The sequence below is a fragment of the Nocardia sp. NPDC087230 genome (assembly GCF_044744725.1).
Classification (GTDB): Bacteria; Actinomycetota; Actinomycetes; order Mycobacteriales; family Mycobacteriaceae; genus Nocardia; species Nocardia canadensis.
Genome location: NZ_JBIUYV010000001.1, coordinates 908939 through 931577 on the forward strand (window position 1 = coordinate 908939; position 22639 = coordinate 931577).

At 66.9% G+C, this 22639-nt stretch carries 19 protein-coding genes; 8 read left to right on the top strand and 11 right to left on the bottom strand.

Annotated elements, in window-relative coordinates; translation table 11 throughout:
- Positions 1-193: 193 nt before the first annotated feature.
- Entirely contained in the window at positions 194-1396 is a 1203-nt protein-coding gene (locus tag ACIO52_RS04310; protein ID WP_218719535.1) for a DUF885 domain-containing protein, read from the top strand.
- Between the two features lies 1 nt (position 1397).
- Here the strand turns inward: ACIO52_RS04310 and ACIO52_RS04315 are convergent, their stop codons facing one another.
- Complete coding sequence (locus tag ACIO52_RS04315; protein WP_255588081.1) at positions 1398-1520, bottom strand: hypothetical protein; 123 nt, start codon at positions 1518-1520, stop codon at positions 1398-1400.
- Positions 1521-1691: 171 nt separating this feature from the next.
- On the opposite strand from ACIO52_RS04315, the gene glyA reads away from it, so the two are divergent.
- Entirely contained in the window at positions 1692-2987 is a 1296-nt protein-coding gene (gene glyA / locus ACIO52_RS04320; protein ID WP_402641568.1) for a serine hydroxymethyltransferase, read from the top strand.
- 64 nt (positions 2988-3051) lie between these two features.
- Here glyA and ACIO52_RS04325 read toward each other — a convergent pair whose 3' ends face one another.
- The 6 genes from ACIO52_RS04325 to ACIO52_RS04350 form a co-directional block, all read right to left on the bottom strand.
- Positions 3052-4134: an RDD family protein gene (locus tag ACIO52_RS04325; RefSeq protein WP_402641570.1), complete on the bottom strand. Its 1083-nt coding sequence runs from the start codon at positions 4132-4134 to the stop codon at positions 3052-3054.
- Entirely contained in the window at positions 4131-4778 is a 648-nt protein-coding gene (locus tag ACIO52_RS04330) for a hypothetical protein (protein WP_218719538.1), read from the bottom strand. The genes ACIO52_RS04325 and ACIO52_RS04330 overlap by 4 nt, the downstream gene beginning before the upstream one ends.
- Positions 4775-6016, bottom strand: coding sequence for a hypothetical protein (locus tag ACIO52_RS04335; protein WP_218719539.1), 1242 nt, complete (start codon positions 6014-6016; stop codon positions 4775-4777). Before ACIO52_RS04335 ends, ACIO52_RS04330 begins: the two co-directional genes overlap by 4 nt.
- Positions 6013-6348 (bottom strand): hypothetical protein, encoded by a 336-nt coding sequence (locus ACIO52_RS04340; protein WP_218719540.1) that lies wholly within the window; start codon positions 6346-6348, stop codon positions 6013-6015. Before ACIO52_RS04340 ends, ACIO52_RS04335 begins: the two co-directional genes overlap by 4 nt.
- 176 nt (positions 6349-6524) lie before the next feature.
- Positions 6525-7508: an LLM class F420-dependent oxidoreductase gene (locus ACIO52_RS04345; protein ID WP_402641574.1), complete on the bottom strand. Its 984-nt coding sequence runs from the start codon at positions 7506-7508 to the stop codon at positions 6525-6527.
- A gap of 46 nt (positions 7509-7554) precedes the next feature.
- Positions 7555-8748, bottom strand: a complete 1194-nt coding sequence (locus ACIO52_RS04350) for an FAD-dependent monooxygenase (RefSeq protein WP_402641577.1) — start codon at positions 8746-8748, stop codon at positions 7555-7557.
- Positions 8749-8862: 114 nt separating this feature from the next.
- Here ACIO52_RS04350 and ACIO52_RS04355 point away from each other — a divergent pair, with 114 nt between their 5' ends.
- Together ACIO52_RS04355 and ACIO52_RS04360 are read left to right on the top strand one after the other, a co-directional pair.
- The gene (locus ACIO52_RS04355; protein ID WP_218719558.1) at positions 8863-9585 is read left to right on the top strand and encodes a TetR/AcrR family transcriptional regulator; all 723 of its coding nucleotides are present in this window, start codon (positions 8863-8865) and stop codon (positions 9583-9585) included.
- Positions 9586-9630: 45 nt separating this feature from the next.
- Positions 9631-10050, top strand: coding sequence for a limonene-1,2-epoxide hydrolase family protein (locus ACIO52_RS04360; protein ID WP_402641579.1), 420 nt, complete (start codon positions 9631-9633; stop codon positions 10048-10050).
- A gap of 13 nt (positions 10051-10063) precedes the next feature.
- Here the strand turns inward: ACIO52_RS04360 and ACIO52_RS04365 are convergent, their stop codons facing one another.
- Positions 10064-10336, bottom strand: a complete 273-nt coding sequence (locus ACIO52_RS04365) for a hypothetical protein (RefSeq protein WP_218719560.1) — start codon at positions 10334-10336, stop codon at positions 10064-10066.
- 306 nt (positions 10337-10642) lie between these two features.
- Here ACIO52_RS04365 and ACIO52_RS04370 point away from each other — a divergent pair, with 306 nt between their 5' ends.
- The 3 genes from ACIO52_RS04370 to ACIO52_RS04380 all read left to right on the top strand — a co-directional run bounded on the left by ACIO52_RS04370 (position 10643) and on the right by ACIO52_RS04380 (position 13759).
- A complete protein-coding gene (locus tag ACIO52_RS04370; protein ID WP_218719561.1) occupies positions 10643-12016 on the top strand; it encodes a PhoH family protein in 1374 nt (457 codons plus the stop codon).
- Between the two features lie 185 nt (positions 12017-12201).
- Positions 12202-12825: an esterase gene (locus ACIO52_RS04375; protein ID WP_316576004.1), complete on the top strand. Its 624-nt coding sequence runs from the start codon at positions 12202-12204 to the stop codon at positions 12823-12825.
- Between the two features lie 79 nt (positions 12826-12904).
- The gene (locus ACIO52_RS04380; RefSeq protein ID WP_308248555.1) at positions 12905-13759 is read left to right on the top strand and encodes an acyl-ACP desaturase; all 855 of its coding nucleotides are present in this window, start codon (positions 12905-12907) and stop codon (positions 13757-13759) included.
- 51 nt (positions 13760-13810) lie between these two features.
- On the opposite strand, the gene ACIO52_RS04385 is transcribed toward ACIO52_RS04380, so the two are convergent.
- The gene (locus tag ACIO52_RS04385; protein ID WP_342801217.1) at positions 13811-15217 is read right to left on the bottom strand and encodes a class II fumarate hydratase; all 1407 of its coding nucleotides are present in this window, start codon (positions 15215-15217) and stop codon (positions 13811-13813) included.
- 177 nt (positions 15218-15394) lie between these two features.
- Here ACIO52_RS04385 and ACIO52_RS04390 point away from each other — a divergent pair, with 177 nt between their 5' ends.
- Positions 15395-16531, top strand: coding sequence for a Fic family protein (locus ACIO52_RS04390; protein WP_255588083.1), 1137 nt, complete (start codon positions 15395-15397; stop codon positions 16529-16531).
- A 117-nt stretch (positions 16532-16648) separates the two neighbouring features.
- On the opposite strand, the gene ACIO52_RS04395 is transcribed toward ACIO52_RS04390, so the two are convergent.
- Both ACIO52_RS04395 and ACIO52_RS04400 read right to left on the bottom strand, forming a co-directional pair.
- A complete protein-coding gene (locus tag ACIO52_RS04395) occupies positions 16649-17170 on the bottom strand; it encodes a hypothetical protein (protein WP_402641585.1) in 522 nt (173 codons plus the stop codon).
- 66 nt (positions 17171-17236) lie between these two features.
- On the bottom strand, positions 17237-22639 hold the full coding sequence (locus tag ACIO52_RS04400; RefSeq protein WP_402641588.1) for a putative T7SS-secreted protein: 5403 nt from the start codon (positions 22637-22639) through the stop codon (positions 17237-17239).

The window sequence follows — 22639 nt, forward strand, 5'->3', positions numbered from 1 at the left end:
ACGCTCCGTCCGGGCGCACACGCACAGCTGGGCTGCCCGTCCAGTGAGATCCGGGATAACTCTGACCGCATGCCGCGATTGTGCTCCGTCCCGGCCGTCGGCGCGCAACAGGGGGTTTGGCTACCCGTCGGTAACGAGCGACAACACCGAGGTAGGACCCACTTTTCCGAATTACCCCGTAAGGTCGGACGGCATGGGGTCACATCCACTCGTCACTGAATACCTGCGGCTCGGACTGGCTTTCGACCGGCTCGAAGAAGGCTTCGTCGACGCCTACACCGGCGACCCGCAGCTGCGTCGCGACATCGAGAACGCGCCGGTCCCCGACCCGGCGGAGCTGGTGAAGCGGGCCGTCGACCTGCGCGCCGGCCTGGCCGATGCGGGGCTGTCGGCACGGCGCACCGAATTCCTCGACGCCCACCTGGTCGCGATGGAGTGCTCGGCGCGCAAGTTCGCCGGGGAGGAGATCGGGTTCGTCGACGAGGTCCGCGCCTACTTCGATGTCGACATCGCGCCCGGCGACCCCGACGACTACCGCGAGGCACACCGCCGGATGGACGAGGTGCTCGGCGGGGAGGGCCCGCTGGCCGAGCGCGCCGCCGCCTACCGGCGCGGCGACGAGATCCCGCCGGACAAGCTCGCGGTCTGCGTCGAGGCGTTCTCCAGCGCGCTGCGCGAGCGGGTCCGCGAGCGCTACCCGCTGCCCGACCACGAGACCGTCACCTACGAGGTGGTCGGTGACAAGCCGTGGTCCGGATTCAACTACTACCTGGGCAACTTCCACTCCAAGGTCGCGATCAACTCCGACCTCAAGCAGCACATGGCGCACCTGCCCGCGCTCATCGCGCACGAGGCCTACCCGGGCCATCACACCGAACACTGCCGCAAGGAAGCCGGGCTGGTCGCCGCGGGCGAGGACGAACAGACGCTGTTCCTGGTCAACACCCCGCAGTGCCTGATGGCCGAGGGCCTGGCCGACCTGGCGCTGCAGTCGATCATCGGGCCGGGCTGGGGACTGTGGGCCCAGGAGATCTACGCCGACCTGGGGCTGCGCTTCGACGGTGAACGGGCCGAGCGCTTCTCGACCGCGTCGGCGAAACTGCTGAGCGTGCGCCAGGACGCGGCGCTGCTGCTGCACGATCAGCGGCGCGGCGAGGACGAGGTCGCGGCCTTCCTGCAGCGGTGGAGCCTGGCCACGCCGGAGCGGGCGCGCCAATCGCTGCGGTTCCTGTCCTCGCCGCTGTGGCGGGCCTACATCAGCACCTACGTGGAGGGCTACCGCCTGCTCGGCGGCTGGCTCGACGGCGCGGTCGACGCGCAGGATCGGGTCGAGCGGTTCGGCCGTCTGCTCGACGAGCCGCTCACCCCGGGCGCGATCCGGCGGATGCCGGTGTGAACTACAGGATGACGGCGCAGCCGCCCGGGTTGAACAGCGAGCAGATCAGGTAACTCACCTGGAGCAGCAGCGCTTCGATCGGGTTGGACGGTGCGATGGCCGGTGTCACGGGGAGGAGGTCCACGACTGTGTCATCGGTCACCGGCGGGGCGGCTGTTACGGCCGCCGGTGCTGCTCGATGGGGGTCGTCGGCGCGGCCGCAGGGCTGTGAGCTGCGTCTCCCGGGTGGCGGCTCCGTCGGTGTTGCGCTATCCCCGTGCTCGGGCGTCCGCGCGCGGCCCATAGACTGAGGGTCGTGACGCAGACGACCGCTTCGGTGAATACCCAGTCTCTCGGTGAGCTCGATCCCGAGTTGGCCGCCGCGATGGCGGGCGAGCTCGCCCGCGAACGCGACACCCTCGAGATGATCGCCTCGGAGAACTTCGTGCCGCGTGCGGTCCTGCAGGCGCAGGGTTCCGTGCTCACCAACAAGTACGCCGAGGGCTACCCGGGCCGCCGCTACTACGGCGGCTGCGAGGCCGTCGACGTGGTGGAGACCCTGGCGCGCGACCGCGCCAAGGAGCTCTTCGGCGCCGAGTTCGCCAACGTGCAGCCCCACTCCGGCGCCCAGGCCAACGCCGCGGTGCTGATGGCGCTGATGAACCCGGGCGAGACCCTGCTGGGCCTGGACCTGGCCCACGGCGGTCACCTCACCCACGGCATGCGCCTGAACTTCTCGGGCAAGCTCTACGACGTCCACTCCTACGGTGTGTCGAAGGAAGACCACCGCATCGACATGGACGAGGTGCGCGACATCGCCAAGGCGTCCAAGCCGAAGGTGATCGTGGCCGGCTGGTCGGCCTACCCGCGCCACCAGGACTTCGCCAAGTTCCGGGAGATCGCCGACGAGGTCGGCGCCTACCTGTGGGTCGACATGGCGCACTTCGCCGGTCTGGTCGCCGCCGGTCTGCACCCCTCGCCGGTCCCGTACGCCGACGTGGTGTCCTCCACCGTGCACAAGACCCTCGGCGGCCCCCGCTCCGGCCTGATCCTGGCAAAGCAGGAATTCGCCAAGAAGCTGAACTCGGCGGTCTTCCCGGGTCAGCAGGGCGGCCCGCTGATGCACGTGATCGCCGCCAAGGCCGCCGCCTTCAAGATCGCCGCGACCGAGGAGTTCAGGGACCGCCAGGTGCGCACCCTGTCCGGTTCCCGGATCCTCGCCGAGCGTCTGACCGGCGCCGACGTCAAGGACAAGGGCGTGTCCGTCCTCACCGGCGGCACCGACGTGCACCTGGTCCTGGTCGACCTGCGCAACTCCGAGCTCGACGGCCAGCAGGCCGAGGATCTCCTGCACGAGGTCGGCATCACGGTCAACCGCAACGCCGTCCCGTTCGACCCGCGCCCGCCGATGGTTACCTCCGGCCTGCGTATCGGCACCGCCGCGCTGGCCACCCGTGGCTTCGGCGACGCCGAGTTCACCGAGGTCGCCGACATCATCGCCGCCGCTCTCGCCGGCACCTCCGACACCGACTCGCTGCGCGCCCGCGTCGCCAAGCTGGCCCAGAGCGTCCCGCTCTACCAGGGCCTGGAGGACTGGCGCCTGCTCGGCTGAGCCGATACCTGACCGAGGGCCCCCGCCTGCTGAGTCATTCAGCCGGCGAGGGCTTTTCGTCGTTTCAGGCAGCCTGCCTGATCACCCGGCGGGCATCGGTGCGGCGCACCGCCGGGAGCAGGTAGCGCTCGGGGCGCTCCGGGACGGAGCTGTCTCCCAGGACCAGCAGCGGCATGATCACCCCGATCAGCCAGGCCGCGAGCAGTCGGCGCGCACGGGGAGCGCGGCCCGTGTCGCGGTCGATGATGACCAGCCCGAACACGGCTTTGCCGAGCGTCGTCCTCGTCACGGCTTGGAAGACGACCCGGTCGACGAACGAGGCGAGCAGGAAGCATCCGATCATCGTCCACCACTTGATCTGGGGACTGTTCCACTCCTGGTGTGTCACGGCATGACGCGTCGCCTCGTCGGTGAAGAACACGACACCGACACCGATCGCCAGATGCAGGGCGACGTCGAGCGGGTAGGCCAGCGTTCGACGAAGCTTGCGCGGTGAGGGGAACGCGGGATCGTCCCATCCACCGTGCTTGCCGGGAGGTTCGGAGGTTGTCGCCGGAGAAGCGCTGCGCGGCTGCGGAATCGGAGCCGATGGCTCGCTCTTGACGAACAGCGAGGTGCCGAAGCGCGGCGGCGTGTAGAAGAGCGATCGGTAGGCCAGCTGTGTGCGGGTGCCGCCCGGTTTCGCGATGAGGCCTGCCTTGTTCGGCACCCCGGCGAACCACACCAGTTCGTCGTCGCCGCTGAACGTGCGCGATGTCCACTTGCGCAGCACCACGGTGCCGGCGATGGTTCCCCGGTCGTCTATCAGATGGACCCATTCCTGGATGCCGGTTCGCAGCGTCTCGATGCGCCACACCTGCCAGCGATGCCGCGCCGACAACCATCGCCGAAACGCGGTTCGGGTCATGACGATTCCCGTCACGGTGAGTGGCAAGACCGCGAAGAAGCACAGCAGCGCCATCCGGTCGGCGTCCTGCGCCGTCCGTCCTGTCTCCGTCTGCGACACCTCGACGAAGTGGACGAACGCCACTGCGCACGCCACGCCGAGCCCGAGCACGACCAGCGCGCGCACAGTCGTCCAGAGAAGCGTCCACAAGGTGCGCGGTGTGCTCCAGGCCCGCGCCGTCCGGACGTCGGTTCCGTTCACAGCGCGAGCGTGAATTGTGGATGGACAACGGTGTCGAAGGTGATCGAGCCGGCCAGCAGCACCATCATCGCCCCGAAATCGGACCCGTACGCCACATCGGCGGTCGACAGCACGGCGACGGCGATCCGGGCGCCGTCGTCGGCGACGACGATCGCCTCGATCTGATGGACGGCGCGACCGGGAGACTCCGCCCGCGATGAATCGTCGACGACGGCATAGGTTGTCGTCGATTCGATGAACAGGACAGTGCGCCCGCCGAGTTCGACCGGCTCGATGTGTGCGTCGCGGCCGTCGGTCGCCTTCTCCGCGGCCAGCTCGGCGATGGTCACCCGGGGGTTCTGGGCGCGACCGCGATCCAGCAGCGAGATGGTCAGCCACGAGGTCACCGGTGTGCCGTCCGCGGCGGCGTGCTGACCGATCGCGCAGTAACAGGCGTTGTTGGCGCGCAGGACGGTCAGCAGGTCGGCGATGGCCGTCGCCACTTCGGGAAAGACGTCGGCGACCTCGGTCGGCAGGAACTCGACGATGCTCTCGGCCGACTCGACCGCTTCATGAATCGTGTCCAGCGGTAATTCGTAGTAGCCGCGCGGCAGGACGACCGACAGCGAGGTGGTCGACCCGCCAGGCGTGGTGTGGGCTGTCAATCTCCAACTCCCTGGGACAGATCGATCGACTTGTACGAGGCGCCGGTCATCCGCTGCAGCACCGCCAGCGCGGTCGCCGGACTCTCCTGCATGAAGTGCTTGCCTTCGGCTCCGGTGAGCTGCAGCAGCGAATGCACACCGGTCGTCGCGCCGGAGGAGGTGAGCTTGTCCGACACGCCGAAGACGTTCTTGTCGGTGAAGACGCGGGCGACGAGACCCGGATCATTCGCCGCTTCCCCCCAGGTCTGCGCCATCATCCCGAATCTGCCGAGATCATCGGCGCCGCCCCCCATCAGGCCCACCTTGCCCGCCTTGAACACCCCCGAGGCGCCGGGCACCACGCTCAGCAGGTCACCGCCGACGGTCGCGGCGGCGCCGAGCCTCTCGGTCCAGCTGCCGTTGACCAGGTCGTCGCGCAGTTCGTCGTTGGTGGCGGTCAGGGCCAGCGCCCCCGCGCCCGCGGCCAACGAGATGCCCAATGCGATCGCGCTGATCGGCGGCGGGGTGACCAGCGCCAGGATGCCGCCGATCGCGGAGGTGGTGGACAGCACCTCGTGAATCGCGTCGCGGTTCTCATCGATCCAATCGGTGAGACTGTCCCACCAGCTCTTGTCCGGTTCGCTGGGTGCGAAGTTCGCGGCGGACTCCAGTTCGCTCGCCGTGGTGGTGGCCTTGGCGTTGTGCGCGATCTCCAGATCTTTCGCGCGAGCGATGATCGCGTCGATCGCGGCCTGACAGTTGTCGACCGCGGTCGACGCCGAGGTCACCTGGGCGTTGGCGGCGTTGAGCCGGGACTGGGCGTCGGCCAGCTCGGACGCGTCGGAGAAGGTCTTGTTGGCCAGGCCGAGGTCGGGATTGGCCTTGGCCTGCTGGAGCGCGGTGACCGCTTGGGCGTGGTTGGCCCTGGCGGTGGCGGCTTCGGTCTCCAGACCTTTCGCGGTGTCCTGGAAGGCCACGAGATCGGTGTGCCAGGCCGCGATCGCGGTGTTGGCCTGCTGCAGCGAGGATTGGGCGAGTCCGAGGTCCTGGGCGAGCGTGGCGTCGAAGCCGGCGCGGAAGGCATCGCCCGCCTCGCCTTTCCACACCTCGTCGTTGCTGTTGCGAATGCTGGTGAGCAGCGTGTTGGTCTCGGTGACGGCGTCGGCAGCGGTCTTGACCTTCGTGCCGAGGGCGGCGACTTCGGTGGCGTCCCCCGGGGTGGGGTTGAAACCGAGATTCGGGTAGGGGTTGTCGGTCAATTCGGGGTCCCCGGAGTGACCGCCTGTGGATCGGTCTGCGCGCCCGCCTGGGCGAGTGCCTGCGCGACCGCGGTATCGAGCTGCTGGTAGGCGGTGTGGCACTGCGCGATTCCGTCGGCGGTGACGGTCGCGGACTCGCAGATCCGTTCGATGCCGTACTTCCACTTGCTCTGGAAGTTGTCGGCGGCGTCGTTCAGCTTGGCGGTTCCGATGTCGGAATTCCCGTCCTTGGACAGCGCGTTCATGGCGTCGGTGAGCACCTGCTCCGTGCCGCGCAGCAACTGGACGGTCTTGCCCAGGACATCGATGTCCACCTGGAGAATCCCGGTCATCTACCCTCCCCGTTTCCTCGTTCTGTTGATTGGACGCACGAAGCGACGATTCGGTTCCATCGCGTTGCGGCGACGGACCGACGGGTCACGTGATCCAGGGAGTCAACATAGCGGGAACCCGCGGTACCGGCTGCCGGTGCCGCGGGTGGACAACCCGTCGAACGAGGAGAGGGAACTCAGCCGACCAGGGGCTTCAGCGCCCGGCCCGCCGCTTCGATGACCCCCGGCTCGTGCCCGTTGGTGATCATGTTGACGATGACACCGTCGATGCCGTGGTCGAGGACACGGGTCTGGATCTGTTCGGCGACTTCGTCCGGGGTGCCGACGAATTGGCGGTCGGCGGGACTGTTGCGGATTTCCTCGGGTGACAGCGCGGACAGGTCGATGCCGGCGCGGGCGAGCATATCGGACTGGAGTTTGCGGGCGCGGTCGCCGTCTTCGTCGGCGATGACGAAGGCGAGGAAGCTGGTCTCGAGGGAGGCCGGGTCGCGGTCGGCCTCGGCGCAGCGCTGGTGCAGGGCGGCGATCTTCTGGGGCAGCAGCGAGGCGTTGCTGATGATGTTGAGGTGGTCGGCGAAGCGGGCCGCCAGCGCGAAGGTCTTCTTCTCGCCGCCGCCGCCGAGCATGATCGGCAGGTCGTCGCGCACGCGCGGCTCGTTCATGGCGTTCTCGGTGTGGTACCAGGCGCCGTCGACGGTGGGGCGCTGTCCGTGCAGCATCGGGGAGATGATGCGCAGCGCTTCCTCCAGCCGCTGGAAGCGCTCGGTGAAGGTGCCGAACTCGAAGCCGTACTGCTGGTGTTCGAGCTCGAACCAGCCCGCGCCGATGCCGAGCACGGCCCGCCCGCCGCTGACCACGTCGAGGGTGGTGACGGTCTTGGCGAGCAGGGCCGGATTGCGGTAGGTGTTGCCGGTGACCAAGGCGGACAACTGGATTCGCTCGGTCGCGGTGGCCAGCGCGCCGAGCGCCGTGTAGGCCTCCAGCATCGGCTCGTCCGGGGCGCCGATACCGGGTAGCTGGTAGAAGTGGTCCATCACGAACGCGGCGTCGAAGCCGGCCGCTTCCGCCGCTCTGGCCTGCGCGATCACCGTGGGAAACAGCTCGCGCACCGAGGACGTGTTGCTGAAGTTGGGCATCTGGTAACCGAGACGAATGCTCATAGCAGCGACGATAGGACTTGGAGTGCACTCCAAGTCAAGGCCGGATTCAGGGCGTCTCGGCGACCGCCACCCGCGCCTGGTAGTCGATCAGATCGATGTCGTTGGCGGCCTTGTCGCCGTACTTCAGCATCAGCGAAAAGGCACGTGAACCGAGGAACCGGTTGCGGACCCCGATGCCGAGCGCGGTCTTCGGGGCGAGGAACGGCCCGGCATTGCTGTTACCCGCGATCTTGGCGTAGCGCTTCATGATTCGGTCGTAGGCGGCGAACGCGGTGACATGGTCGCCGTCGGCGAGGGCCAGTTCACCGGCGAGCACGTACGCGCCGACGACGGCCAGGCCGGTGCCGAATCCGCCGAGGGTGTTGCCGTAGGCGGAGTCGCCGACCAGGGCGACGCGGCCGCGTGTGTAGGCGCCCTTCATCCGCACCTGGCTGATCGAGTCGAGGTAGATGTCGTCGAAGTCGGCCAGCTCGGCCAGCATGCGGGGAACGTGCCAGCCGAGGCCGGCGTAGGTCTGCTCGATGATGCGCCGCTGGGCGGCGGTGTCCTCGCGGGAGTAGGCCAGCGGCGCGGACGCGAACATGTACAACTGCTGGGCCTTGGAGCCGCCGTCGATCGCGAGCTTGCCGGGGGAGTTGTACGCGACACCGCGGGCTCGCTCGCGCGGACGGTCGGCATCGCTCCACGGACTCGCCCCCGCCACGCAGTAGTAGTAGCCGAGATGGCGGACGAACTCGGCCTCGGGACCGAACGCCAATTTCCGTACCCGCGAGTGGATTCCGTCGGCACCCAGGACGAGATCGAAGGTGCGCGGCGCCGCGTGCTCGAACTCCACCCGTACGCCGTCGGCGGTGTCGGTGAGCGCGGTGACGGTGTCGCCGAAGACGTATTCGCAGTGCTGCTCGGTCCGCCGGTAGATGACCTCGGCCAGGTCGCCGCGCAGGATCTCGATGTCGCCGCCGGTGAAGTCGCCGGACAGGAAGGCCAGTTCGCGTTCGTGCTCGTCGACGAAGGCGACATCGGTGGTGCCGGTGCGGCGGGCGCGCACCTCGTCGAGGATGCCCATCCGCTCGAGCACGGCCAGATGCGTCGTGCCCTTGAAGTCGACGGCCTGGCCGCCGGGACGCAGCGCGGGTGCGCGCTCGACCACGGTGACGGTGAAGCCGTAGTGATGCAGCCAGTAGGCCAGCGCGGGGCCCGCGATGCTCGCGCCGGAGATGAGAACGGTCTGGTTGCGCATGGTCTGCTCCTCGGATCGGAATCTGTGTCCGGCGGAATCTGTATCCGATGGACACGAATAAGAGTATGGTAGACACAGTTCTGCGTCAACCGGAATTCTCGAGAGGATGGACCGATGCCGCCGCCGACCACCGTCGAACTGTTGTGGGGCACCGCCCAGCGCCCCAAGCGCGGCCCCAAGCCGGCGCTCACCCTGGACGGGATCGTCGCCGAGGCGATCGCGCTGGCCGACGCCGAAGGGCTGTCCGCGCTGTCGATGCAGCGGCTGGCCGAACGGTTGGGCTTCACCAAGATGTCGCTGTACCGGTACGTGCCGGGAAAAGAGCAGCTCACGGCTCTGATGCTCGACGCGGCGATGGGTGACCCGCCCGCTCCGGGCGCCGCGCCGGCGCACTGGCGCACCGGCTTACGCGCCTGGGTGGAGGCCATCTTCGAGCGCTACCGCGCCCATCCCTGGGCCATCGAACTGACCCTGGGTGTCCGGCCGATCGGCCCCAACGAGATGAGCTGGACCGAGGCCGCGCTCACCGCCCTCGACGGCACCGGGCTGACCGGCCCCGAGCGGCTCGACACCATCGTGCTGCTCAACGGGCACGCGCGCAGCCTGGCGCAGCTGGTCGAATCGGTCGGCGGCGAGGCGGCGCAGCGGTTCACCGACCAGTTCACCGCCATGATGTCCGCCGCGGGTGATCGCTTCCCCGCCGTCACGACGGCCTTCGCCGAGGAAGTCGCGACGGGCGCCGGTGCCTCGGCCGCGCCCGGTGCCGCCTTCGAATACGGCGTCGACCGCATCCTCGACGGCCTCGAAGTGCTCATCGCGCAGCGGATCGATCGGTAGCGCCGGGGTCTGGTCCGGGAACCGCGAACCCCCTAGGCTCGCCTCATGACCGACGAACCGGGACTGCCGGACAATGCTGTCACCGTCGTGCGCGAGTTCTTCGGCGCGCTCGAACTCGACGCCGTCGACGAGGCGCTCGAGCTGCTCGATCCGGCGATCGTCTGGAAGAACACCGGCCTGCCGTCGGTCCGCGGCAAGGACCGGGTCGCCGCGGTGTTGCGCGGCCTGAACCGGCCGCAGCTGGGGTTCTCGGCGGACATGCACCACATCGCCGCGGACGGTGACATCGTGCTCACCGACCGCACCGACTACCTGCGCGCGGGACCGGTGAAGATCGGCTTCTGGGTGAGCGGCACCTTCGAACTGCGCGCGGGCCGGATCGTGCTGTGGGACGACCACTTCAGCATGGGCAACGTGCTGCGCGGCACGGTCGTCGGCGCGGCGCGGGCGGTGCTGCGCCGCTGAGTCCCAGCCGGGGCTACCCGTGCTTGCTCAGGTAGTCCAGGTAGGTCGGGCGCAAAACGTCGGCCAGTTTGCCGTCGCCCGCGTGGATGTAGTCGTCGATCATCGGCAGCACGTACTTGATGTCGGCCTCGCTCTCGCCGAGGTCGCCCGCTTCGGCCTGGGCCGCCGGGATCGACTTGAGCAGGTTCCACAGGAACTTCACGTCGCCGCGCCGCACGGCCGTCTTCACCGCGCGATCGTGCAGTTCCTTCGACGACAGTTTCTCCAGATCCTGGTCTTCGGCCATGTCTCGACTCTAGCGCTCGGCGACTCACCTGGCGCGGATCCGTCGCGTCGGTGCCGGTTAACGACAAATTCACGGACACGTCCGGCTGTCCGGCAGCGCGGCCGGGAGTTGGACGGTAGCGTCGGTGATGCGGGTCGCGTCGGTGTGACTCGTACGGGAGGTCCTGACCGTGACTGAGCAACTCAGTGCGAGAGGGCCGGCACCCGGCCCTCGTGGCGGTTGACCAGCGCGTCACCGCCTACCAGGACGGACCGGTCCAGCGAGATCGTTCGCGCGGGTGCCGTGCGAACACATAAGGAGCCCACCGTGACTGCTGCACGCTCCGTTTCCGCCCCCGCGATGCACACGGCCTCGGCCTCGAAGAAGGGGGTCCGCCCCTCGCGTTCCGGTCGCAAGACTTTCATCGTCGACACCTCGGTTCTGCTCTCGGATCCCTGGGCCGTCACCAGGTTCGGCGAACACAAGGTGGTTCTACCGCTGGTCGTGATCAGTGAATTGGAGGCCAAGCGACACCACCACGAACTCGGCTGGTTCGCCAGGGAAGCTCTGCGGATGCTCGACGACCTGCGGGTCAACCACGGCAGGCTCGACCAGGCACTGCCGATCGGCACCGAGGGCGGCACCCTGCAGGTGGAGCTCAACCACACCGATCCGTCGGTGTTGCCCGCCGGATTCCGTTCGGAAACCAACGATTCCCGCATCCTGGCCTGCGCGCTGAACTTCTCGGCCGAGGGCGAGGACGTGGTGCTGGTGTCCAAGGACATCCCGCTGCGGGTCAAGGCCAGCGCGGTCGGCCTGTCCGCCGACGAGTACCACGCCCAGGACGTGGTGACCTCGGGGTGGAGCGGCATGGTCGAACTCGACGTCGCGGGCTCCCAGATCGACCAGCTCTACGCCGATTCGGTGATCGACCTGGACGAGGCGCGGGAACTGCCCTGCCACACCGGGATCCGGCTGTTGGGCAGCAGCTCCAGCGCGCTGGGCCGGGTCACCGCCGACAAGCGGGTCCAGCTGGTCCGTGAGCGAGAGGCGTTCGGCCTGCACGGCCGCTCGGCCGAACAGCGGATCGCGCTCGATCTGCTGCTCGACGAGAGCATCGGCATCGTGTCGATGGGCGGCCGGGCGGGCACCGGCAAGTCGGCGCTGGCGCTGACCGCCGGTCTGGAGGCCGTGCTGGAGCGGCGGACCCAGCGCAAGGTGGTCGTGTTCCGGCCGCTGTACGCGGTGGGCGGCCAGGAACTGGGGTACCTGCCCGGTTCGGAGAGCGAGAAGATGGGCCCGTGGGCTCAGGCCGTCTTCGACACGCTCGACGGGTTGGCCAGCCGCGAGGTGATGGAGGAGGTGCTCAGCCGCGACATGCTCGAAGTGTTGCCGCTGACCCACATCCGGGGGCGCTCGCTGCACGATTCCTTCGTGATCGTCGACGAGGCGCAGTCGCTCGAGCGCAACGTGCTGCTGACGGTGCTGAGCCGGCTGGGCACCGGTTCGCGCGTCGTGCTCACCCACGATGTCGCCCAGCGCGACAACCTGCGGGTCGGCAGGCACGACGGCGTCGCCGCGGTGATCGAGAAGCTCAAGGGACACCCGCTTTTCGCGCACATCACGCTCACCCGTTCCGAGCGCTCGCCGATCGCGGCGCTGGTGACCGAGATGCTCGAGGAGTACGGACCGAACGCCTGATCCGCCGGCAATCGGGCCGCGTCACGGCCTGAATCCGTTTGATTACGGCGAACTGTGGGTATTATCCGCGGCGACACCAATCCAGCAACGGCTCGGCGAACAACGTTCCGCCGGGCCGTTGCGGATGTCGGCCAGGCTCCATTCCGGGGGCGTGCCCCCGGGGGGCCACTCGCGAGAGGATGGATATGAACCACTTCGCTCGACGTACTGCCGCCGGAAGCGCCGCGATCCTCGCCGCCGCCGGACTGTTGCTCGCCGCGGGTTGCAGCGACGACGACAAGGACAAGGCCAACGACACCGTCGGCACCGTGACCTCGGTCATGGGCGGCGCCGGGACGACCACCACCGCCGGGGAAGGCGGGATGACCACCACGCCCGGCGAAGGCGGGATGACCACGACGCCCGAGGCGGGCTCGCCCAGCACCTCCGCGACGGCTGCCGGTGGCTCGACCACCATCTCCACCCCGAACGGCGACATCACCGTCTCCGGCGAGGTCTACAAGAAGTATGTCGCCGCGGGCGGCGCGAGCAGCCCGCTCGGGATGCCGGAAGAAGCCCAGGAGAGCGGCCCGAACGGCGGCCAGTACCAGGACTTCACCGGTGGCACGATCTACTGGAGCAGCGACTCCGGCGCCCACATCGTCTGGGGCGACATCCGGGAGACCTGGGAGGACGAGGGCGGCGCCAACGGTCCGCTCGGCTACCCGACCACCGACGAGACCAACACCGCCAACGGCGGCAAGCAGAGCGAGTTCACCGGTGGCACCATCGTCTGGGTCAACGGTGAGACCACGGTGACCAAGAAGTAGCTCGTGCGTCCGGCCCGGCGTGGGGACCCGATCGCCCCGTAGGTCCCCGCGCCGACGGCCGAACCACTATGTTGTCGGGGTGCAGAAAACTTTGACCGACCGTGAGCTGCTGGATTCGCTCGCGGACGTGGTGGAAACCAACCTGGCGCGGCACATCGAGGCGGCCGAGGGCTGGCAGCCGCACGACATGGTGCCCTGGGCGGACGGCCGCAACTTCGCCTTCCTCGGCGGCACCGACTGGACCCCCGAGCAGTCCGAGCTGAGCGACACCGCCAAGCTCGCGCTGACGGTGAGCGTCCTGGTCGCCGACAACCTGCCGTCCTACCACCGGGAGCTCGGCAAGCATCTGCGCACCGGTCCGTGGTGGCGCTGGGTCGGCCGCTGGACAGCCGAGGAGAACCGCCACGAGATCCTGATCCGCAACTACCTGATGGTGACTCGCGCGGTGGACCCGGTCGCGCTCGAGCGGGCCCGCATGGCGCACATGACCGAGGGCTTCAACCGCCCGCCGCTGCACCTGATCGAGGTGCTGGCCACCTGCGCGTTCGAAGAGCTCGCCGCCGCCGTCCGGCATCGCAACACCGCCGCGCTCGGCGAGAACCCGATCGTCACCGCGCTGGCCGAGAAGCTGGCCGCCGACGACGAACTGCAGGCCGAGTTCTTCGCCGTCCTCGTCGGCGCCGCCCTCGACCTGGTCCCCGACCAGGGCGTGCGCGCGATCGCCGACCAGGTCGCCGCGTTCCGGGTCCCGCACGTCGACCTGCCCGGCGGCGGTTCCAGCGACGAGGCGCTGGCCGAAGCGGGCATCTACGACCCCGCCAAGGAAGGCGAGCTGGTGTTCAAGCCGCTGCTGCAGCGCTGGAGCATCTTCACCCGCACCGACTTGAGCGAAGAAGGCGAGAAGGCCCGCGCCGAACTGGCGCACCTGGCCTGATCTTTCGGACGAAGGGCCGTCACCTCGACGAGGTGACGGCCCTTCGCCGTGTCAGGAGTCGCGATCCACGTTCGCCATCGCCAGCACGTCGAGCTTGCTGTCGAGTTCCTCGACCGAGAGCTTGTCCGGCGTCAGGCCGCGGTCGATGACGGTCTGGCGGATCGTCTTCTTCTCGCGCAGCGCCTGTTTGGCGACGGCGGCGGCCTCCTCGTAGCCGATGGCCGAGTTGAGCGGGGTGACGATCGACGGGGACGATTCGGCCAGGGTGCGCAGGTGCTCCTCGTTCGCGACCAGGCCGACGACGCACTTGTCGGCGAACAACCGAGAGACGTTGGCCAGCAGGCGAATCGACTCCAGCAGGTTGCGCGCCATCACCGGGATGTAGACATTGAGCTCGAAGGCCCCGCTCGCGCCGCCGAAGGCGATGGCGGCATCGTTGCCGACGACCTGCACCGCGACCTGCGTCACCGCTTCGGGCAGCACGGGATTCACCTTGCCGGGCATGATCGAGCTACCCGGCTGCAGGTCCGGCAGCTGGAGTTCGCCGAGCCCGGTCAGCGGACCCGACCCCATCCAGCGGATGTCGTTGGCGATCTTGGTCAGGCTGACCGCGATGGTGCGCAGCGCGCCGGAGGCCTCGACCAGCCCGTCGCGCGCCGCCTGCGCCTCGAAGTGGTCCTTCGCCTCCCGCAGGGCGTCGATTCCGGTGCTGCGCACCAGTTCCGCGACCACCTTCGCGCCGAAACCGGCGGGCGCGTTGAGCCCGGTGCCGACCGCGGTACCGCCGATCGGCAATTCGCCCAGCCGTGGCAGTGTGGCCAGCGCCCGCTCGATCCCCGCCTCGATCTGCCGGGTGTACCCGCCGAACTCCTGCCCCAGCGTCACCGGCACCGCGTCCATCAGATGCGTGCGGCCCGACTTCACCACCGTGCGCCACTGATCCGACTTGTCCAGCAGCGCCAGCCGCAGATGCTCCAGCGCGGGCACGAGATCGGTGATGACGGCCTCGGTGGCGGCCAGATGCGTGGCGGTGGGGAAGGTGTCGTTGGACGACTGCGACATGTTCACGTCGTCGTTGGGATGCACGGTCACCCCGTTGCGCGCCGCGATCGAGGCGATCACCTCGTTGGCGTTCATATTGGAACTGGTCCCCGACCCCGTCTGGAACACATCGATCGGGAACTGATCATCGTGGCGCCCCGCGGCGATCTCGTTCGCCGCCGCGATGATCGCCTCCGCCTTCCCCGGATCCAGCAACCCCAGATCCTTGTTGACCTGCGCACAAGCGGCCTTCAACAGCCCCAGCGCCCGGATCTGCGCCCGCTCCAACCCCCGCCCACTGATCGGGAAGTTCTCCACGGCCCGCTGCGTCTGCGCCCGCCACAGCGCGTCGACCGGAACCCGAACCTCACCCATCGTGTCGTGCTCGATGCGGTACTGCACGTCGTCATCAGCCATGCCTCGACCCTAGGACGAGATCAGTGCGAATGGTGTCGGCACACCAGCGGAAAATCCCACACACCTGTGCGGAATATCCGGTGGGCGATGCTGGTCCAGGCGCGAGATCGGCCGCGCATTGCAGCTCGGTACATGGCCAGCTTTGACGTAATGATCGCGTCAATGCATCATTGAGTGATGTTGTTCCCCACGCCGCAGCTGAACGACCAGGACAAGAAGGTGCTGGCCGAGGTCGACAGCATGCGGGAACGACTGCGGCACCAGGTGCAGGCCGTTCCGGCGAAGTGGACCGGCGGGCTGCGGAAATTCCTCACCGCTGACGCGGTGGCGGCATCGAACTCGATCGAGGGATTCAAGGTCTCCACCGTAGACGTCGAGGACCTGATGGCCGGTGAGCAGGACGTCGATGTGTCCGACGAGAATCGCGAGGAGACGCTCGCTTACCAGCGGATGATGACCTACCTGCAAACGCTGCATGATGCCCCGGACTTCCGTTTCAGTAAGGGGCAGCTGAACGCACTGCACTGGATCCTGCAGGGCCACCGGCACACTTCACGCAAGCCCGCCGGTCAGTGGCGTTCCGGTCCGGTCTATGTCACCGACGCGCGGGACCCCGGTATCGCGGCTTACACCGCTCCCGATGCCGTCGAGGTACCTGCTCTTGCGGATGAACTGGTGGCGTGGCTGAACAGCCCTGACGACACGCACGCCCTCGTGCGCGCCGCCATGGCGCACCTCAACCTGGTATCGATTCACCCCTGGTGTGACGGCAACGGCCGGATGTCGCGGTCCCTGCAAACCTTGCTGATCGCACGGGAAGGTGTACTTGCGCCGGAATTCTCGTCGATCGAGGCGTGGCTCGGCCGCCCGGGAAACACCTGGGAGTACTACCAGGTGCTGGACCGCCGCGGGGCGCGCTACCGACCGGATCAGGACGTCTCCGAATGGATCACCTTCAATCTGCTCGCCTATCACCAGCAGGCACAAACCGTGCACGCGAGGTTCGAGCGATCAGGGAGGGTGTGGGAACAATCGTCGGAGTTCGCGGCGAAAACCGGACTCGACGAACGGACCCTGTCCGCGCTCCATGATGTGGCGATGGCAGGCCGAGTTCGCAGGTCGCGGTACGGACTGAGTGAAGGGCTGAGCGTGCAGCAGGCCCAGCGAGATCTGAAGGCATTGGCGCAGCGCGGCATCTTGCAGCCAGTCGGGCGTACGAGGGCACGCTATTACATTGCAGGGGAAAGCTTTCCGCAGAACGTACTGGAGACGGCCCGAACCCCGATCAGTCTGGTGGACCCGTATCGGTCGTAAGAGTTCTGCCTGTGCGGTGGAGGGTCTGCATGCTCCTCCCCCCATGGTCACGTCATAGAGGCGTTCGGTGAAGACCCGCTTCACTCTGTGAGATCGACTGTGCATTAGATGTTTCTGCTATCTAGTGGTCTGATCGCCAATTAGATTCGACCATCGTTTTTCCAGCTCGTCTATCACGGAATGGGAGAGTGCTTGGTTGCTGTCGAACCCCATTGTGAGTGTACCGATATCCCAAGCGTCGATTGACGCCGCGCCCGACAGAAGTATCCTAAGGAACCGAATATTCAATGAGAATGGAACATCTTTTGAAACCGTGTCGATGATGCGACTCAAAGAAGCACCATCTCCGATCATGGAAGTAACGGAATCTGTATGCTCTCGCATGAGCTCGACTCGAGTTTCTATCGGTATGTCACCTTTGGGGCGGACCGCGTATCGGTTGGTAGCGGTGTGGAATCCTGTGACGATTACTGCAATCTCTTCACCAGGTTGCGACGAGAAAGTGTCCAGGTATGGGGGTCGAATCTCGCCGGCTCCGTCGGAATTTAGGTCGATGATGGCCTTCATGTCTGTGAGTGATTCCACTTTCCCGTTGAGCTCGGCTCCGACTGGATGCCTGTAACCCGGTCCTTCGCTCATTCTTACTCCTCTTCGTCGGTGAAGTGTGCGTCGTGCTGCAAAACTTAGCTGTATCTGCGTGATCGGCTACTTAGAATTGGCCCAAAACCACTCTGTGAGCTTTAGTGTGTTCATTCCGTCGGGAATGCTCAATCCACCTGCGCGGAGAACATTTGCGCAGTAGGTGACGCAGCTCTGATAGTCTAAGTCATATGGTGGATACGTGCCTTTTCCTACGCTTCGCGTCATCATCGTTTCGGCGTATGCCATGGCGCCGCTCGGGCTATCGAGCTCGAATCTGAGGTGGATGGAGGAACCCAAGCTGTTGATGTCAAACTCGCCAACTCCGTTGTCGGGATTTCTCACGCCACCCCACTGCTCGGTGCGAAGAAGCGTGCCGTCGCTGTCGGTCACGGAGATCAGGGCGTGTTTGTTATCGGTGTCCAGGTGGACGACAGCTTCTCCGGGTCTCGGTGTCGCTGGGTCGTAGGGAGTGAGGCCCAACGGATCGACCCAACGAGTCGGATTTCGTGGATATGAGTAGCTATTCGTATCGGGAGCGAGCCCGAGTGGGTCTCCGCATGTAAATCGACCTGTTCCTGGATCGTAGTATCGATAGTGATTTTGGTAGAAGCCTGTTTCGTGGTCGAAGTACTGTCCAGCGAAACCGAGCGGTGTTTCCCGATCGTTGAGAAGCTGTCGTTCGCCCCAGAGTTTTAACTTCGTCGTTGCAATTGACTCGCCGGTGTGGTGGTTGATCAATTCAACGGGTGATCCGTTTGGTTGACATACAGTAAGGGAGGATTGCTTCGATTCGGCTCGCTTATCTGTCTGTACTATTGGCGAGTGGGAGTTCGGATGGTAGTGCCAAAGTCGATGATTTTCGCGATTAATCGATTCGACAAGGATAGTTCCATCCCATGTGAAGGTAGTTTTCTCTTCCGTCTTGGATGGCGATATTCGGCGAAGTTTCCACACTCTACGACCCGCGGGATCGTAACTGTATTCCCACCACTGCTGCTGCGGTGTGTAGATGTCGGTCAGCTGGTCGAACGCATTGTAGCGATAGTGCCATACCTCCGGTTGTCGGGAGAGTCCGGTGGAGACTTTGCGGATGAGCCGACCAGAGGAGTCGTAGTAGTAGTGGTTTCGACCGTCGCGCACAAGGAGGTTGTTGCGATATTCGCGGCGGTCGGTCGTGGCAGGGCCGTTGGGTGAGGGTGGGGTGAGAGCAGAGGTGATGTTGGAGTGGGAGTCGTAGGTATAGGCCTCGGAGATGGCGCCGTTCTCGGTGATAGTGGTGACTCGGCCGATTAGGTCGAGGTCGTAGCGACAGCGAGTTGGAGGGGCGTCGGAAGTTGCGGTCATTTGGGTGGTGAGGAAGCCGTCGGTGCGGTAGGCGTATTCGTCGTGGCGGATGACGAAGGGGTCTGGTCGTGGGGGTGTGTTGCCGAGGTCGAGGTTCAGGCCCATGGAGGGGAAGCCGGTGACGGTTTGGGTGGCGAGTTGGTTGGTCGGTGTGAACGTGCGGTCGATCTGTACTTCGCCGATGCGCCAGCCGGTGAGGCGGCTTGCTGGGTCGTAGTCGAAGGTGATGCGTTCGCCGTCGGCGTCGAGGCTGGCGACGCGGTTGAGGGTGTCGTGGTTCCAGGTGGTGACGGCGCCGCTGGGGGTGGTTCGGCGGATGCGGCGGCTGCGGTGGTCGTAGTCGTTGCGCATCGGGGGCTGGTCGTCGAGTTGTTCGGTGGCGACCTGGCCGGTGGGGGTGTAGGTGAAGCGGAGGGTGTGGGTGATGGCTTCGGTGGTGCCGTTGACGGCGGTGAGGACGCGGCCCGCGGGGTCGTAGGTGTTGCGGATGTATTCGCCGGTGTCGGCGGTGATGTCGAGGAGGTTGCCGAGGTTGTCGTAGGTGTGGTGGCGGGTGACGCCGGTGGCCGGGGTGACCGTCGCGACCCGGCCCGTGGGGGTGTACGTGTAGCGGGTGGTGGCGCCGGTGTAGTCGGTTTCGGCTTCGAGGCGGCCGGCGAGGTCGTACTCGTAGGTCCAGCGTTGGCCGAGGGGGTTGATGACGGCGGTGAGGGCTCGTTCGGTGTTGTAGAGGTAGCGGTGGACCGAGCCGTCGGGGTCGGTGCGGGTGGCTACCTTGTCGAAGCCGCCGTAGGTGTATGACGTGACGTGGCCGGCTCGGTTGGTGTGGGTGAGGAGGTTGTTCTCTCCGTCGTAGGTCCAGGATTCGGAGTAGCCGTCGGGGTCGATGCGGCGGGCGGGCCGGCCCTCGGGTGTCCATTCGTAGCGGGTGACGGCGCCGAGCTGGTCGGTGACCTGGATGGGGCGGCCGAAGGCGTCGCGGTGGATTTCGGTGGATGCGCCGTAGGGGTCGGTCACCTTGATCGGCAGGCCAGCGGGGTCGACGTCGATCTGGGTGCGGGCACCGTCGGGGTCGCGGATTTCGGCGACCGCGCCGCCTTCGTGGTGGCGGTACTCGGTTCGCGCGCCGGCGGGGTCGATGACCGCGACGAGGTTGCCTGCCTTGTCCCACTCGCGGTGCTGTGTCGTGCCGTCGGCGTTGGTGATGGTCGACGGGCGGTTGGGATAGGCGTACTCGATGGTGATCTGGCGGCCGTCGGGGCGAATGATGGCCGCTACATCGCCGTCGGAAGTGTAGTTGTAAGTGGTTGTCGCGCCGTCCGGTTCGGTCACCGAGAGCGGCTTTCGGGCCGCGTTGTAGTCGATGTGCCGGTGGCCGCCGTCTGGTGCGCGGAGATCGCGCAGACGGAGGTCGCGGTCGAATCCGTAGCCCGTGACCGCGCCTCGGGAGTCGGTCATGCGGGTCAGACGGCCGGTGCCGTTGCCGAATTCCAGGTATTCGTATTCGGCGTCGAAGACTCCGTTGGTGCCGCGCTGGGAGACCACCCGACCGAATTCGTCGTAGGTGTTGGTGACCCAACTGCCGTTGGAATCGGTCCACGACAGCATGCGGTGCTCGTCGTCGTAGTCGAAGCGGGTGACGCCACCGATGCCGTTGGTGACGGTGGTCAGGTCGCCGTTGTCGTACGCGAATTCGCGGACCAGAGTCGAGCTTTCGACGCCGTCGAGCTCGCCGACGACGGACATCGCGGTGACCCTGCCATCGGCGGAGTCGAGGGCGACGCGATAGCCGCCGGAGTGGGTGACCTCGACCGGCTCGCCATTGTCGTTGTAGTGGAAGCGGATCCGGTTGTGGTGACGGTCGGTGATCGCGGAGATGGCGAAATTGCCGAGCAGCGTATCGAGACCGTCGAGCGTGGGTTCGGGGGCGAAATGCCAGACCAGTTCGCGATCCGGATCCCAGAGCCGGTACCCGCCGGTGTCGGTGCGGGTGAGTTTCCAGCGCTGTCCACCGGTGATCGGTTCGACCCCGACGCCGACTTCCGCGTGCGGATAGGCGAGCAGCATGCCGTCTTCGAAAACGACCGTCACGCAGTCGTCGTCGACGACGACGCGCATGTCCAGAGTGGCGGACCACGAAGGGCCGAACCAGCGGCCGAACCGGTAGTTGGAGTGGTGTGCTCGTTTGAGGGCCAGCCGCAGAACACCGGGGAGATCGATGTCGGTCAAGGGGAGGAGGAAATCGCCGGTGGCGATCTTGACCGGGTCGCCGGCCTTCGGTGTCTGGTCGTCGGTGGCGGTCTTCGCGGGTCCGTCGGTCTGGGCGTCGTCGCCCACACTCGGCTTTCCCTCTCCGCCTCGGTCATTGCCGTCCCGGTCGATCAGGGTGTCGGAATTGTGCGGGGCGCCGCCGTCGGGACCATTGTGCGCACCGGGCTGGGTATCGCCGTCGGTGTCACCCGGACGATTTCCTGCGTCGTCGGGGTGGGGGGCCGCGTTGTCGGGGTTTGCGGGCGGAGGCGCGTTGTCGGGATCCGGGGATGTCGCTCCCGGCGAATCCGAATCGGGCTTGGGACCGTTGTCCGCATCGCCGTTGTGCGGAGTGCCATCCTCGCGCACGGGCGGCGCGTCGGGGTTCGTCCCAGCTCCCGGGTTATCCGGCGACGTCGCGGGTGACTCGGGTGAGCCGTCGCGGGGGACGGGCGCGCTGTCGTCGAGTTTCGGGGAATCCGGATCGTCGGCGCGCAGGTTGTCCGGTGATTCGGGACTGGCAGGGCCGGCCGGGTCGCCGTCTCGTGCAGGCACATCCGGGTCACCGCCGTGCCCGGCGGGGTTGGTCGGTGCTTCCGGGCCGGGGTTCGCCGCCGGGGCGTCGTTCGCCGGAGCCGCGGGGTTCTCGGGGGCACGGGCCGCGGGCTGGGTCTTGGGTGACTCGGGAACGTTGTGCGGCGCGTTTCGGGAAGCAGCACCGGCGGTGTCGTCGATGACATTGCGGCCCGCATTGCCGAGGCGCGCGGCCTCGGAAGCCTTGTCGACCACACTCGCGCCGGCTTTGGCGGCACCGCCGGCACCACCCGTCGCGACGGTCATCAGCGCGTCACCGGTCAGTGCGCCCAGCGCTTCGGACGGGTTGGTCTTGAACCCGGACAGCATGGCCGAGGCGGTCGCTTTGGGGTCGGCGGCGGCCAGCACCATGCCGGTGCCCAGGTCCGACATCTTCGACAGGTACTCGGCGGGATGGGTGACGTTGTAGGCGTCGATCGGTGAGATCGATCGCACGAACTGGACCATGCCGGTCAGTGAGGTCAGCAGGCCGGACGAGAAGTTCAGTTTCGCCTGGTCCAGTGCCGCGCCGAGGTCTTCGAAATTGCTGCCCCAGCGGGACAGGAATGGTGGTTCGGTGGGCGCGGTCTCGGTCGCCGCGGCGATCGCGGTCACGGCGGTGTTCGCGGCGTTGTCGCGTTGGGTGCGGGCGCCGGTCAGGATCGCGCGGGCCTCGTTGCGGAGATCGGTCCAGGTGTCGGTGAGGTTCTTGCCCTTGCGGTCCTCGTCGGATTTCGCGTTCCACTCGTTCTTGCGGTCGCGTTCCTCGCGGTCGGCGGCTTCCCACTTCGCGATGGCGTCGGAGGCTTTGGCTTGCGCGGCGGTGACCTCGGCCGACCAGGCGGCCAACGCGGTCTTGGCCTTGCCCATCGCGTCCGCGCCGTCCCACCACAACTTGGGCTGCTTGGAGTATTCGTCGTGGAAGGCGGAGGCCGCCGAACCCGACCAGTCGGCGACATCGATCTTGCGCAGCGCGTCGCCGGTCTGATCGATCGCGGTGCCGATGGTGCCAAGATGCTCGGCGACCTCGTTGATCTTGGCTACGTCACCGCGGATCAGCTCCTTGGGATCGGTGGTCTCGCCGAGTTCCTTCTCGGGTACCGCCCCGCCGGTCGCATCGACGATCTTGTCGCCCAAGTCGTCGAGGAAGTTCGACAACCCATCGGCGCCAACGGCTTTCGCGACCTTGGACTCGGCATCGAGGACGGTGTTGTAGGCCTGACCGACCTTCTCGGTCGCGGTTTCCAGCCCGTCTTCGATCTTGTCACCGAGGTCGTTGAGGAAATCGCCGATACCCAT